Annotated in this window: 12 protein-coding genes; 7 read left to right on the forward strand and 5 right to left on the reverse strand. The window is 70.7% G+C overall.

Annotation, left to right across the window (positions count from 1 at the left end):
- Window position 1: 1 nt before the first annotated feature.
- Genes ACWPN7_RS29205 through ACWPN7_RS29220 form a run of 4 tightly spaced genes read left to right on the forward strand, consistent with a single transcriptional unit; the run spans window position 2 to window position 3,874 of the window.
- A complete protein-coding gene (locus ACWPN7_RS29205; RefSeq protein ID WP_459197410.1) occupies window positions 2–997 on the forward strand; it encodes an ABC transporter permease in 996 nt (331 codons plus the stop codon).
- Window positions 994–1,923, forward strand: coding sequence for an ABC transporter permease (locus tag ACWPN7_RS29210; protein WP_459197409.1), 930 nt, complete (start codon window positions 994–996; stop codon window positions 1,921–1,923). Before ACWPN7_RS29205 ends, ACWPN7_RS29210 begins: the two co-directional genes overlap by 4 nt.
- Window positions 1,920–2,930, forward strand: a complete 1,011-nt coding sequence (locus ACWPN7_RS29215) for an ABC transporter ATP-binding protein (protein ID WP_451995315.1) — start codon at window positions 1,920–1,922, stop codon at window positions 2,928–2,930. Before ACWPN7_RS29210 ends, ACWPN7_RS29215 begins: the two co-directional genes overlap by 4 nt.
- Window positions 2,927–3,874, forward strand: coding sequence for an ABC transporter ATP-binding protein (locus ACWPN7_RS29220; protein WP_459197408.1), 948 nt, complete (start codon window positions 2,927–2,929; stop codon window positions 3,872–3,874). Before ACWPN7_RS29215 ends, ACWPN7_RS29220 begins: the two co-directional genes overlap by 4 nt.
- 141 nt (window positions 3,875–4,015) lie before the next feature.
- On the opposite strand, the gene ACWPN7_RS29225 is transcribed toward ACWPN7_RS29220, so the two are convergent.
- Window positions 4,016–6,553: an AMP-binding protein gene (locus ACWPN7_RS29225; RefSeq protein WP_459197407.1), complete on the reverse strand. Its 2,538-nt coding sequence runs from the start codon at window positions 6,551–6,553 to the stop codon at window positions 4,016–4,018.
- Window positions 6,554–6,562: 9 nt separating this feature from the next.
- Complete coding sequence (locus tag ACWPN7_RS29230) at window positions 6,563–8,059, reverse strand: aminotransferase class I/II-fold pyridoxal phosphate-dependent enzyme (protein ID WP_459197406.1); 1,497 nt, start codon at window positions 8,057–8,059, stop codon at window positions 6,563–6,565.
- A gap of 339 nt (window positions 8,060–8,398) precedes the next feature.
- Between ACWPN7_RS29230 and ACWPN7_RS29235 the strand changes: the two genes are divergently transcribed.
- Window positions 8,399–9,340, forward strand: a complete 942-nt coding sequence (locus ACWPN7_RS29235; protein ID WP_247881745.1) for a LysR family transcriptional regulator — start codon at window positions 8,399–8,401, stop codon at window positions 9,338–9,340.
- 23 nt (window positions 9,341–9,363) lie between these two features.
- On the opposite strand, the gene ACWPN7_RS29240 is transcribed toward ACWPN7_RS29235, so the two are convergent.
- Window positions 9,364–9,966, reverse strand: coding sequence for a cysteine hydrolase family protein (locus ACWPN7_RS29240; protein WP_040136746.1), 603 nt, complete (start codon window positions 9,964–9,966; stop codon window positions 9,364–9,366).
- Window positions 9,967–10,050: 84 nt separating this feature from the next.
- Between ACWPN7_RS29240 and ACWPN7_RS29245 the strand changes: the two genes are divergently transcribed.
- Window positions 10,051–10,971: a LysR family transcriptional regulator gene (locus ACWPN7_RS29245; RefSeq protein ID WP_051658523.1), complete on the forward strand. Its 921-nt coding sequence runs from the start codon at window positions 10,051–10,053 to the stop codon at window positions 10,969–10,971.
- 8 nt (window positions 10,972–10,979) lie between these two features.
- On the opposite strand, the gene ACWPN7_RS29250 is transcribed toward ACWPN7_RS29245, so the two are convergent.
- Window positions 10,980–11,162, reverse strand: a complete 183-nt coding sequence (locus ACWPN7_RS29250) for a helix-turn-helix domain-containing protein (protein ID WP_040136744.1) — start codon at window positions 11,160–11,162, stop codon at window positions 10,980–10,982.
- On the opposite strand from ACWPN7_RS29250, the gene ACWPN7_RS29255 reads away from it, so the two are divergent.
- Complete coding sequence (locus ACWPN7_RS29255) at window positions 11,139–11,504, forward strand: hypothetical protein (RefSeq protein ID WP_162473416.1); 366 nt, start codon at window positions 11,139–11,141, stop codon at window positions 11,502–11,504. The two genes, ACWPN7_RS29250 and ACWPN7_RS29255, sit on opposite strands and share 24 nt — an antisense overlap.
- Here the strand turns inward: ACWPN7_RS29255 and ACWPN7_RS29260 are convergent.
- Window positions 11,479–13,017: an AMP-binding protein gene (locus ACWPN7_RS29260; RefSeq protein ID WP_492273548.1), complete on the reverse strand. Its 1,539-nt coding sequence runs from the start codon at window positions 13,015–13,017 to the stop codon at window positions 11,479–11,481. The genes ACWPN7_RS29255 and ACWPN7_RS29260 overlap by 26 nt on opposite strands.
- Window positions 13,018–13,033 lie beyond the last annotated feature (16 nt).

The raw sequence follows: 13,033 nt of genomic DNA on the forward strand, positions 1-13,033 counted from the left end.
GATGACCGGAACGATGGTGGGGTGGCTGGTGCGGCGGTCGGCGCAGGCCGCCCTGGTGGTGCTGGCGATGACGGTGCTCGTCTTCGTCGGCCTTCATGTCGCGGGCAACCCGGTGGACATCCTGGTCCCGCCCGAGGCCGACGCGGCCGAGCGGGCGCGCATCGCCGCGTCCTTCGGCTTGGACCAGCCGCTGTGGCGGCAGTATCTGCTGTTCGTTGGGCGCGCGCTCCAGGGTGATCTGGGGCGCAGCTTCATCTACAACCAGCCGGCCCTGGCGCTGGTCGCCGAGCGGCTGCCGGCGACTCTGGAGCTGTCGCTGGCCGCCCTGGTCCTGGCCGCCGGCTTGGGAATCGGTCTCGGCCTCTACGCCGGGCTGCGCCCGCGCGCGGCGGCGGCGCGGCTGATCATGGCGGGCAGCGTGGTCGGGCTGAGCCTGCCCGGCTTCTGGGTCGGGCTGATGCTGGTGATCGGCTTCTCGGTGCCGCTCGGCTGGCTGCCCAGTTCGGGGCGGGGGGAGACGGTGGCGGTGCTGGGGGTGGGCTGGTCCTTCCTGACCGCCGACGGGCTGGCCCATCTGATCCTGCCCGCCGCCAACCTCGCCTTGTTCAAGCTGGCGCTGATCCTGCGGCTGACCCGCGCCGGGGTGCGGGAGGTGGTGCATCTCGATTACGTCCGCTTCGCCCGCGCGCGGGGGCTGGCCCCGTCGCGGGTGGTCGGGGTGCACATCCTGCGCACCATCCTGATTCCCATCGTCACGGTGATCGGGCTGGAGTTCTGCTCCACCGTCGCCTTCTCCATGGTGACGGAGAGCATCTTCGCCTGGCCCGGCATGGGGCGGCTGATGGTGGAGAGCATCCATGTCCTCGACCGCCCGGTGATCGTCGCCTATCTGGTCGCGGTGGTCCTGCTGTTCGTCGCGGTGAACCTGCTAGCCGACATCCTCTACCGGCTGCTCGACCCGCGCGTCGGCACCGCCGGTGCGGGGAGCGGAGCATGAGCAGCCTCACCGAAGACGGTCCACCGTCCGCCCCGTCGCCGTCCTTATCACCCTTGCGTGTCCTGTGGCGGGACTTTGCCGCCTCGCGGGTGGCGCTGGGCAGCCTCGCCGTCTTCCTGCTGCTGGTGGCCGCCGCCGTGTTGGCGCCCTGGATCGCGCCGCAGAATCCCTTCGACCTGACCCAGCTCGACCTGCTCGACGGGCGGTTGCCGCCGGGGGCGGAAGGGGCGCTGGTCGGCACCTACTGGCTGGGCACCGACGACCAGGGGCGCGACATGTTGTCGGCCATCCTGTTCGGGCTGCGGCTGAGCCTGCTGGTCGGCATCGGTTCGGCGGTGGTCGCCGGCGCGCTCGGCACGCTGGTCGGGCTGGTCGCCGCCCAGTCCAGAGCCCAGGCGGGCGGGCACGCCGACGCGGCGCTGATGCGGCTGGCCGACCTGCAGCTGTCCTGCCCCTCCATTCTGATCGCGCTGATGGTGATCGCCTTCCTCGGGCGCGGCACCGGCAACGTGCTGCTGGCGCTGGTGCTGGTGGAGTGGGCCTATTACGCCCGCGCCGCCCGGTCGGCGGCGCTGGTGGAGCTGAAGGCGGAGTATGTGGAGGCGGCGCGCGGACTCGTCCTGCCCTCCTGGTGGATTCTGCTGCGCCACGTCCTGCCGAACTGCCTGCCGTCGCTGGTGGTGATCGCCACGACCCAGGTCGCCCGCGCCATCGCGCTGGAGGCGACGTTGAGCTTCCTCGGCCTCGGCGTGCCGGTGACCGAGCCGTCGCTCGGCCTGCTGATCGCCAACGGGCGGCAGTATGTGCTGTCCGGGGAGACCTGGATCAGCCTCTACCCCGGCGTGGCCCTGCTGCTGATGATGGCCGCGATCAATCTGGCCGGTGACCGTTTCCGCGACGCCCTCAATCCAAGGCTCGGCCAATGACCGCCACCCTTCCGTTGCTGGAGGTGCGCGGCCTGCGCACCGAGTTGCCCGCGCGCCAGGGCGCCCTGAACGTGCCCCTGAACGTTCTGGACGGGGTGAGTTTCTCCCTCGGCCGTGGGCGCATCCTGGGGCTGGTCGGCGAGTCCGGGTCGGGCAAGTCGGCCACCGCCTTCTCCATCATGGGGCTGCTCGACCCGCCGGCGCGGGTGGCCGGCGGCTCGATCCGCTTCGCCGGGCGGGAACTGGCCGGGTTGCCGGAGTGGGAGCTGCGCCGCCTGCGCGGCAACCGCATCGCCATGATCTTCCAGGACCCGATGATGACGCTGAATCCCGTGCTGACCATCGGCGCCCAGATCGTCGAGACCGTGCTGGCCCACGCCCGCGTCGGCCGTGCCGAGGCGCGGCAGCGGGCGCGCGACGCGCTGGGCAGGGTCGGCGTGCCGGGACCGGAGGAGCGGCTGGACGCCCACCCGCACGAGCTGTCCGGCGGCCTGCGCCAGCGGGTGGCGATCGCCATCGCGCTGCTGCACGAGCCGGACCTGATCATCGCCGACGAGCCGACCACCGCGCTCGACGCCACCATCCAGGCGCAGATTCTACGGGAGATCCGCGGCCTTGCCGGCGGAGCGTTCGGTGGGGGCGGGCGGACGGCGGTGCTGTGGATCACCCACGACCTCTCGGTGGCCGAACAGCTTTCCGACGAGATCGCCGTGATGTATGCGGGCCGCATCGTCGAGCAGGCTCCGGCGGCGGAGTTGCTGTCCCGCCCGGCGCACCCCTACACCGCCGGTCTGCTCGCCAGCCTGCCGCGGGGACCGCGGGGCAGCCGGCTGACGCCGATCCCTGGCCTTCCGCCGACGCTGGCCGGACGCCCGGCGGGCTGCGCCTTCCGCCCGCGCTGCGCTGCCGCCGTGCCGGCCTGCGCCGCCGACCCACCCTGGCAGGGGCGGGCGGACGGGCGGGGCGGTGTGCGCTGCCTGAATCCCGGTCCGGAGGGGTCGCGATGAACGCGCCTTTGGCCGAGCTGCGCGGCGTCTCGCGGCTGTTCCCCATTCCGGGGCGGCGGGGCGCCGTCCTGCGCGCCGTGGACGGGGTGGATCTGGCGGTGCGGCGCGGGGAACTCGTCGGGCTGGTCGGGGAATCGGGCTGCGGTAAATCGACCGTGGCGCGGATCGCCGCCGGGCTCCTGCCGCCCAGCGCCGGCCACGTGCTGATCGACGGGCAGGACCTTGCCGCACGGCCCGCCGCCGAGGCGCGGGCCGCCCGGCTGCGCGTGCAGATGATCTTCCAGAACCCCCACGCCAGCCTGAACCCGCGCTTCACCGTCGAGGAGATCGTCGGGGAGGCGGTGCGCTACCATCGGCTGGTGCCGCGCGATGCGCTGGCCGAGCATGTGGCGGCGCAGCTTCTGCGCGTCGGCCTCGACCCGGCGCTTTGCCGCCACCATCCCCACCGTTTCAGCGGCGGGCAGCGCCAGCGCATCGGCATCGCCCGCGCGCTGGCCGTGCGGCCCGACCTGCTGGTCTGCGACGAGCCGGTGACCGCACTCGACGTCTCGGTGCGCGCCGGCATCCTCAATCTGTTCCTTGACTTGCGCGACCGGAACGGTCTGGCGATCCTGTTCATCAGCCACGACCTGTCGGTGGTCGGCCACATCTGTGACCGGGTGGTGGTCATGTATCTCGGCCGCGTGGTCGAGGAGGGGCCGGTCGACGCCCTGTTCGAGCGCCCGCGCCATCCCTACACCCAGGCCCTGCTGGCCGACTCCCGAAGCGCCCTGCCGGAGGGAACCGTGCCGGTGCGCGGCGAGGCGCCGTCCCTGGCGGAGCGGCCCGCCGGCTGCCCCTTCCACCCGCGCTGCCCCATGGCGCGGCCCGATTGCCGGCGGGAGGTTCCGGCGTTGCGCGGGGTGGGGGAGGGGCATCGGGTGGCCTGTCTGCTGGCGGGGTGAGCGGTTCGAGCGGGTGGAGTGGTTGCCCCCACCCTTCCCACGGCTTCGCCGCGGGCCCCTTCCCTCCCCCGCTTCGCAGGAGAGGGAGCCTCAATTCCCTCCCCTGCGTCAGCGGGGGAGGGTTAGGGAGGGGGCAAGGACTTACCGCCCCCCGGCACCGACCGGAACCGGCGTCAGCGCGCCGCCGCCAACCGCCCGCTCCGCCCGGCGGAAGCGGAAGAGACCGCGGCTGTTCAGGTTGTTGACGATCAGCGCGCCGATGGTCAGGCCGGCGCCGGCCAGTTCGACGTCCCCGAACGCGCGGCCCTGGGCCAGCCCGATGGCGAAGGCGGTGATCGGCACGAGGTTGATGAACAGCACCCCGTTCACCGGCCCCAGCAGCTTGATCCCGATGTTCCAGCTGAACACCGCCAGAACCGCCGCGATCAGCACCAGATAGGCGATCTCCGCCCGCACCGACCATACCGTCTCCAGCGACGGCACGGCGACGATCCCCGCCGCGGTGGCCAGCGCCGTCACGGCGGCGATGGTGACGGTGCCCAGCGCCGCGCTGACCGTCGTGTAGCGCAGCGGCGACCAGCCCGGCACCGTGGCCGCGCCCAGCGTGTAGACGACCCAGCTCGCCGCCCCGCCCAGGATCAGCAGGTCGGGCAGCAGCGCGCCGCCGTCCAGCGCCGACAGGCTGCCGCGCGTCACCACCAGCGCCACCCCGGCCAGCGCCGCGGCGATGCATAGGAAGGTCACCCGATTCGGGCGCACCCCCTTGATGGCCCAGGTCAGCAGCGCCGTGATCAGCGGCATCAGCGCCATGATGATCGCGCCATGCTCCGCCTTGGAATGCGCCAGACCGACGAAGGCCAGGATGCTGAAACCGGCGAAGCCCATGGAGCCGTAGAAGAACAGCTTGCCGCCGTGGCCCTCCGTCGCCAGTGCCCGCCAGCCCTCCACCCGGACCAGGATGCCGATCAGGATCAGCGAGGCGAAGCCGTAGCGCAGCAGAGTCAGGTAGAAGCCGTCGATACTCCCCAGGGCCGCCTTGGCCACCGGAAACATGCCGCCCCAGGAGATGGCGGTCAGCGCCAGCAGCGCGATGCCCAGCAGCACGCCGTCCACCGTGCCGCCGGTCCGCGCCTTCGCCGCGGGCTTGCCGGCCACCGGCTTGGCGGCCTCCTCCCCGGCGCGGCCGATGGCCTCCTCCAGCGCCGCCGCGCGGACCTTGCCGGACGGGCTGTAGGGAATCTGGTCGAGCGGTTCGAAGCGCGCCATGGCGATCCGCTCGCGCCGCAGGATCTCGGCGGCGCGGGCCCGCACCTCCTCGGCGGCTCCGGGGCTGGCGGATGCCTTCAGCACCACCGCGCAATCCACGGCCACCGGCCCGGCCCCGGCCCGGCGCAGCAGCGCCACGTCCTCCACCCCGCGGATGTGGCGGATGGCGTTCTCCAGCGCGTAGAGGTTCACGCTGTCCGCCCCCTGCGACCGGTTGAGCAGGTAGAGCCGCCCGTCCTCGTCGAGATAGCCGGCCTCCGACGTGATCAGGTAGCGCTCCCCGTCGATCTGCACCCGGTTGGCCGGGGCGCCGAGATAGGTGTCCATGTTCATGTAGCTGGCGATGGCCACCGACCCGACGATTCCCGCCGGCACCGGCTTGCGCTCCGGGTCGAGGATCAGGATGCGGTTGCCGTCATAGACGCGCCCGACGCTGGCCGGGTGGGTCAGCAGGTCCGCCGGCTCGGCGATGGTGTTCACGCCGGTCTCGGTGGTGCCGTAATACTCGTAGACGACCGGCCCCAGCACCTGCAGCGCCTCCTGCTTGGCCGGGGCGGGGAAATGCTTGCCGCCGACCAGAACGAAGCGGAGCTGGTTGGGCGTGACGCGCGCCCGGCCGCGGGCGACCTCGCGCAGCACCCCCGACAGGATCGGCGGCGTCATGGTGCTGGAGGTGATCCACTCCCGGCGGATCAGCTCGGCGGTTTCCAGCGGATCGTCGGGCGGGGCCAGCACCAGCGTCGCGCCGAGCTGGAGGAACAGCCGCGCCCAGCCGCCGCCCGCCGCGTGGTAGAGCGGGATGGTGGCGAGGTGCCGGTCGGCGGAGGAGAAGCCGTAGCGCGCCGTGAAGTAGGCGAAGCGCCGCGCGTCGAAGGAGGCGGTGCGGATCACCGGCTTCGGCGTGCCGGACGTGCCGGAGGTGAAGGAGATGGCGCGGAAGGGCCGGGCCGGGGCGTTCGGCGCGCGCCGCTCGGCGGCCAGCCCGGTGAAGGCGGCGTAGGGTGTGGCGCCGGGCAGGCGGTTGTCGAGATCGACCACCGCGCGGCCAGCCGCCAGCGTGCGGACGTTGATGCCGCGGTCGGCCAGGAAGCCGGAGGAGACGATCAGCAGGTCGGCCTCGATGCGCTCCAGCAGGTCCGTCAGGGCGGCCGGCGACAGGGAGTAGTCGAGCCCGCACAGCGTCGTCTTCAGCGTGGCGGCGGCGGACGCGGCAACCACCAGCTCCGCGCGGTTGTGCGACAGGAAGGCGACGGTGCGCAGCTCGTCCAGCGCGACAGTGCCGGCCAGCCCTTCCGCCGCGTCGCGCACGGCCTCGGCGTACTGCTGCCAGCTCAGGGTCTCATGGCCGGCGACGATGGCCGCCAGATCGGCGCGCGAGGCGGCGATTTCCTCGATTCGGGACAGGGGAATCATGGTCGTCTCTCAGCGTGGGCGGTGTTCGATGGTGTAGATGCGGGCGCCGGCGGATCGGAACGCTTCGATCCGGCGCAGCGTGTCGCCGCCGATCTCCTCGCCGGGGACGATGATCGGCACGCCCGGCGGGTAGGGGATGATGAAGGAGGTGGACACCCGCCGTTCCCCGGCCTGTTCGTCGGGCCGCTCCACGGCGGGCGACAGCTCGCGCTGGATCGCGCGCAGGGCGTCGAGCAGGGCCGCCACCTCCTCGTCGCCGATGCCGATGTGCAGGTTCAGCAGCAGCGAGGTTCGGGTGCAGCGGTTCACGTAGAGGCCGTGCCGGCTGTACAGCCGCTCGCGCAGTTCCGGCGCCTCGATGGGCAGGCCGGAAACCCTCAGCGACAGCTTCGTCGGGTCGATGGCGGCGTGGCCGGCGAAGGCGTCCGGCACCGCCGGGGCGTTGACCGAGAAGGCGCTCAGCGCCGGATCGCCGGCCACCGTCTCGCTCACCCGCCGGGCGAGCCGCAGGGAACGTTCGACCAGGTCCCGCCCCTCCAGCTCCATCTGCGCGCGGGCGAGATCGAGCGAGGCGAGGATCGGGTAGCTGGGCGAGGTGGTGTGATGGCGGTAGCGGCCGAGCCGCAGCCGTTCCGCCAGCTCCGGATCGCCGCTGAAATGGATCAGCGACCCCTGGCGCAGCGCGCTCAGCGACTTGTGGGCGGAGTGGGTGGCGACGACGGTGAAGCGTTCCAGCGCCCGGTCGGCGGCGCGGGCGTGCAGGGCGGTGCGCCCGCGCGTCGCCTCGTGGAAATAGCTCCAGGCGCCCCAGGCTTCGTCCACGAAGACGGTGGTCAGCGACGGGCTGGCCTCCGCCAGCGCGGTGAGGATGGCCCGGATGTCGTAGACGACGCCGTCGTAGGACTGGCCGTTCAGCACCAGGAGTTCGTAGGGCGTGCCCGCGCGCTCCGCCGCCGCCGCCTGCTCCAGAAGGGCGGGCAGGGACAGGGCGGCGCGTTCCGAATGCTCGCAGAAGACCCGCGGCTCGATGTAGTCGACCGCCGCGTGTTTGTCGGACAGGGCGAAATGGATCGACTGGTGGGTGCCCTTGTCGGCCAGCACCCGGACGTCGGGGCGGGTGATCAGGGCTTCCAGCGCGATCAGGTTGGCGGTCGTCGTCCCGGCGGTGACGAACAGCGTGCCGGTCGCCCCGAAGGCGAGCGCCGCCAACTCCTCCGCGCGGGCCAGCGAGCGGTGTGGGAAGAAGAAGCTGTCCAGCGGCGGCGCGGTGATCGTCGCCTCGCTGAACAGGCCGCGCCCGAACAGCGCGTCATAGGCATCGGCGAAGGCCGATTCCCGGATGGAGCCGCGCCGGCTGACCGGCAGCGCGTGGAAGGACGCCCGGGTGCTCCCGGCCGCCGCCAGCAGGGCGTCGGCGAGCGGTGTTTCCGGAATGGCCGGAGGCCCGGAGGAATTCCGGGCGGAAGAATTCCGGGTTGACGGGCGTTGGTCGGCAGGGTCTGGCATTGGGAACTCGCTCGTGGTGGCGGCCTCCGCTGGGGAGGCGTCCGTTTGAAACACCGATCCTGCATGTTGTTTGAATTTATTTACGCAGTGATCTAATAGAGAAATCAGTCGAAGGCCCGATCCCTGTCCAATAAATAATTTCGAGCCCCAATATCGGCGAAATTGATGGGTGGGCCGATCCACACGAATGTATTTTCAAATAATTGTAAAAATGAATTAGCGTTCATGGACTGAACAAATACTTTGTATGTTTGATTGATTGACTGTTGGCGGCGAGCGTAAAATATTATTAACACGACGATGCGATTGAATTTTGTGCAATGGTACTTGCAGTGTCGTATGATGCGTGTCCCGGCGACCGTGCCGGGAGAGGGCAAGCCGGACGGCGGAGCGCTCATGGAACTGCATCATCTGAAGACCTTCGCGACCGTGGCGCGCGAGGGCAGCCTGACCCGAAGCGCGCAGATCCTGCTGCTCAGCCAGCCGGCGGTCAGCGGCCATATCAAGCTGCTGGAGGAGGAGCTTGGCACCGTGCTGTTCGAACGCACGGCCAAGGGCATGCAGTTGACCCGCGAGGGACTGATCCTGCTGGAGGAGGCGGAGCGCACGCTCGACGCCGCCAAGGCGCTGGTCAACCGCGCCCGCGGCCTGCAGGGTGACGCCGCCGGGCCGCTCGCTCTGGGCATCGCCAGCGATCCGGCAGCGTTGCGGCTGGGAACGCTGCTGTCCACGCTGCTGTCCACGCACCCCCGGCTGCGCTTGCGGGTGTCGCATCACCTGTCCGCCGACGTGGTGGATCAGGTGCAGGACGGGCGCCTGGACGCCGGCTTCGTTCTGGAGGAGCGGCCCGACCGGGCGCTGCGTCATCTGCCGGTGGCGCCGGTGCGGCTGCGCGTCGTCGGGCCGGCGGCTTGGCGGGACCGGCTGGCCGGGGCGGGTTGGAGCGATCTGGCCGCTCTGCCCTGGGTCGGCACACCGCCGCGCTGCAGTTTCCACCTGATCGCCGCGCGGGCCTTCGCCCGGAACGGCGTCGCCCCCGGCACGATCATCGAGGTCGACCAGGAAAGCGCCCTGAAGGGGCTGGTGACCGAAGGGCTGGGCCTCGCCCTGCTGCGCGAGGAGCAGGCGCTGGCGGCCGCGGCGGCGGGGGAGGTGGCGCTGTGGCCCGGCGAGGCCCTGCGCAGCCACCTCCATCTGATCCTGCCGCTGGACAAGGAGGGGGAGCCGGCGCTCCAGGCGCTGCGGGCGGCGGTGCGGGCCGTATGGCAGGACCCGCCATGACCCGCGCCCGCTGCCCGATGCTCTTATCCCCAGGCGCGGCTGTCCTTGACGACCACGGCGAAGCGGTCGGCCAGGGCGGCGAGGTTGGCGCGGTGCAGCGCCTCGGCCGGGATCACGCCGCCGGCCCCGTCGGGGAGGTCGCGGGTGGCGCTGGCCGCATCCACCACCGTGGTCCGCCAGCCGAGGTCGAGGGCGGCGCGGACCGTGCTGCTGACGCACATGTGGGTCTGGAAGCCGGCGACGATCAGCTCCTTGCGCCCGGTGGCGCGGATGAGGGCGTCCAGCTCCGTCCCGGCGAAGGCGTTGGGCAGGTGCTTCACCACCACCGTCTCGCCGTCCAGCGGGATCAACGGCGCGACGATGCCGGACAGCGGGCCTTCCGGGTTGAACAGGGCGCCGCCGGGCTTGCCGTGGTGGACGATGTGGAAGACCGGAGTGCCGGCCTTGCGCGCCCGTTCCAGCAGACGCGCGGCCTCGGCCACCGCGGCCTCCACCCCGACCAGGGGAAGGGCGCCCTCGGTGTATTCGCGCTGGGCGTCGATCAGCAGCAGCGCCGCGGTGTCGAGGGGACTCGGCGTGGCGGGGGCTCCGGCGAGGGCGAGCAGGGTCTTCGGTGTGGCGCTCATGGCGGTTGCGGCTCCGGAAAAGGGAAGGGTCGGGGCGCAGTGTGCCCTGTGTGCTTTTGGCCGGACATTCGATAGGTTTGCGCAATGACTGTTCATAAACAGACAGGCACCCCGAAACAGACGGGCACCCTGAACTGGGACGATCTGCGGATCTTCCTGGAACTGGCCCGCACCGGCAGCCTGTCGGCGGCGGCGCGCGCGCTGCGGATCAGCCACGCGACGGTCGGGCGCCGGGTCGCCGCGCTGGAGGAGGGGCTGGGCCGCAGTCTGGTGGATCGGCGGGCCGACGGTTACAGCCTCACCGCCGACGGCGAGGCGGTCTTGGCGCTGGCCGACGGGATGGACGAGCGGGCGCTGGCCATCCTGCGCCAGGTGTCGAGCCAGGGCGGGCGGGGGGCCGGATTGACCGGCACCGTCCGGCTGACCACCACCCAGGCTTTGGCCGACCGCTTCCTGATGCCGCGGCTGGGGCCGTTTCGCGCCCGCCATCCGGGAATCGACCTGGAGGTGACGGTGGACAACCGCTCGCTCAGCCTCGCGCGGCGGGAGGCCGACATCGCCATCCGGCTTGCCCGGCCGCAGCGCGGCGACCTGATCGCGCGGCGGCTCGCCACCATGGGCTATGGCCTGTTCGCCGCCGCCGGGGCGCCCGACACGGTGATCGGCTACGACGAGGCGCTGGCCGAGCTGCCGGAGGCGGTCTGGCTGGCCCGCCACATGGCCGGCCGCCGCGTCGCCTTCCGCTCCAACAGCCTTCAGACCCAACTCGCGGCGGCGAAAGCGGGATTCGGGGTGGCGCTGCTGCCCTTCTGGCTGGCGGCGGAGGAGCCGGACCTGCTGCCGGTGCTCTGCGATGCCCCGCCGCTGGAGCGCGAGGCGTGGCTGGTGCTGCACCCGGACCTGCGCGACGTGCCGCGGGTGCGGGCTGTGATCGAGCATCTTGTTGCGCTGTTCACGGCGGAATTTGCCGCGGAGTTCGCCACCGGACCCGCGGCGGCCGGTTGAAGGGACGGTTACTTCCGCGGCGCGAAGAAGTCGGACAGTTCGACGGGGAAGCTGTCGAGGATCTTCTTCAGCGACGCGACGGACGGGCTGGTCTTCTCCTTCTCGATCAACGAGATCAGGGCGTTGCTGATGCCGGCCCGGCGCGCCAGGGCGCGCTGCGACAGGCCGTGCGCTTCACGCAGATCCTGCAACTTTCTTCCGATGTCGAGCATGCTGGCTACACCCGGCTGGCGATGGGAACGGAAGGCTCTGCCGCAAGGATAGGCGATCCCACTCTCCTCTTCCACAAAAAGTGTGATTTTCAGATAATCAACGATATTATTTTGTTTAAACTGCCCGGCAATCAGGGCAATCAGGGAATGCAGCCGGAATCGGCGCCCACGATGCGGCGGACCGGGAAGCGTTCGGACACCAACCCGGTGGCGGCCACCCGCAGGGACACGACAACTCCGCACATCTGCCAAGGCGTCTCACCCTCCAGCCCCATTGCCTTCGTGCATCGACACCTCAACCGGTTGCGTCCCGCTTCTTGAACACATCCTTGTGCAGCGCGCTGAGTTCGTTCTTTAAAATCTTTCCCATGGCGTTCCGGGGCAGGGCATCCTGGACGATCACGGCCTTGGGCAGCTTGTATCCGGCGAGTTCGCGCGCCGCCCGTGCGAGAATGGCGGCCGGATCGAGCGGCTCGCCGCCCGGTTGGCGCTCGACGGCGGCCACCACGCCCTCGCCGAAATCGGGGTGGGGAACGCCGAAGACGGCGGTCTCGCTCACCCCCTCGATGCCATTGAGCACGATCTCGACCTCGCGCGGATAAACGTTGTAGCCGCCGGAAATGATGAGCTCCTTCGCGCGGCTGACCAGCGTGAGACGGCCGTCCGGGGCGGCGCGCGCCAGATCCCCCGTCATGAAGAAGCCGTCCGGCCGGAATTCCGCCGCCGTTTTCTCCGGCATCCGCCAATAGCCCTTGAACACACTCGGACCGCGCAGTTCGAGGCCGCCGACCGTGCCCGCAGGCTGCGGCTGTCCGGCGGCGTCCACAACCCGGACCTCCAGCCCCGGCAGCGGGTAGCCGACCGTGCCGGGCAGGCGCTCGCCGTCGAGGGGGTTGGAGGCGATGATCGTGGTTTCGGTCATGCCGTAGCGTTCGAGAATCCGATGCCCGGTGCGGGCCTCGAACGCCTCGAAGATTTCCCGTGACAGAGGAGCCGAGCCGCAGGTGAACAGGCGCATGGTTCCGCAGCGCTCCCTGGCGAGCCGCGGGTCGGCCAGGAGGCGCGTGTAGAGCGTCGGGACTCCCATGAACACGGTGCTGTGCGGCAAATGCTCGATCACGGCGTCAGCCGTGAATTTGGGAAGGAAGACGCAGGATCCGCCCGCATACAGCATCGAGTTCAAGGCGATGAACAGGCCGTGTGCGTGGAAGATGGGCAGTGCATGCAACAGCACATCGGCGTCGGAGATGCCCCAAAGCGCGTTCAGCGTGCGGGTGCCAAAGGCCAGATTGCCGTGGGAGATCATGGCGCCCTTGGGGCGCCCCGTCGTTCCGGAGGTGTAGAGGATCGCCGCCACATCGTCGGGGCCGACCTCGGCGACACGCTCCCAGGGCGGCCGTCCGCGGCACGCCGCCGTCACGGTTCCTTCGCCGTCCGGATCGAGCGTGAAGGTTCGGCACCCGGCCGGCGGCACCAGATCGCCGACGACCAGAGTCTGTCCGACGAACACCGTGGGTTCCGCATCGTCGAGAAAGTAGCGCAGTTCGGCCAGCGTGTAGGCCGTGTTGAGCGGCAGGTAGACCGCCCCGAGTTGCAGGACGGCGAGATAAAGGCACACCGCCTCCGGCGACTTCGCCACCTGCACGGCGACCCGGTTTCCCGGGCCGACGCCGGCCTCGTGAAGGACGTGCGCCATGCGTCCGGCGGTCCGCCACAGGTCCGCGTATGTCCAGGTTCGCCCGGTATCGGTTCGCCCGGTATCGATTTTCAGGGCCACCCGCGCATCGGACGGCGCTCCGGGTTTCAAAAGCAGGCTGTAAAGATTGTGCGTCATTCCGGTGTTCCTGTCG

The organism is Azospirillum sp. UENF 312511, from assembly GCF_058780635.1.

Excerpts from the sequence above, each read along its gene's own strand:
- ACWPN7_RS29205 (WP_459197410.1), top strand. The coding sequence starts at position 2 with ATGACCGGAACGATGGTGGGGTGGCTGGTGCGGCGGTCGGCGCAGGCC.
- ACWPN7_RS29210 (WP_459197409.1), top strand. The coding sequence starts at position 994 with ATGAGCAGCCTCACCGAAGACGGTCCACCGTCCGCCCCGTCGCCGTCC.
- ACWPN7_RS29215 (WP_451995315.1), top strand. The coding sequence starts at position 1,920 with ATGACCGCCACCCTTCCGTTGCTGGAGGTGCGCGGCCTGCGCACCGAG.
- ACWPN7_RS29220 (WP_459197408.1), top strand. The coding sequence starts at position 2,927 with ATGAACGCGCCTTTGGCCGAGCTGCGCGGCGTCTCGCGGCTGTTCCCC.
- ACWPN7_RS29225 (WP_459197407.1), bottom strand. The coding sequence starts at position 6,553 with ATGATTCCCCTGTCCCGAATCGAGGAAATCGCCGCCTCGCGCGCCGAT.
- ACWPN7_RS29230 (WP_459197406.1), bottom strand. The coding sequence starts at position 8,059 with ATGCCAGACCCTGCCGACCAACGCCCGTCAACCCGGAATTCTTCCGCC.
- ACWPN7_RS29235 (WP_247881745.1), top strand. The coding sequence starts at position 8,399 with ATGATGCGTGTCCCGGCGACCGTGCCGGGAGAGGGCAAGCCGGACGGC.
- ACWPN7_RS29240 (WP_040136746.1), bottom strand. The coding sequence starts at position 9,966 with ATGAGCGCCACACCGAAGACCCTGCTCGCCCTCGCCGGAGCCCCCGCC.
- ACWPN7_RS29245 (WP_051658523.1), top strand. The coding sequence starts at position 10,051 with ATGACTGTTCATAAACAGACAGGCACCCCGAAACAGACGGGCACCCTG.
- ACWPN7_RS29260 (WP_492273548.1), bottom strand. The coding sequence starts at position 13,017 with ATGACGCACAATCTTTACAGCCTGCTTTTGAAACCCGGAGCGCCGTCC.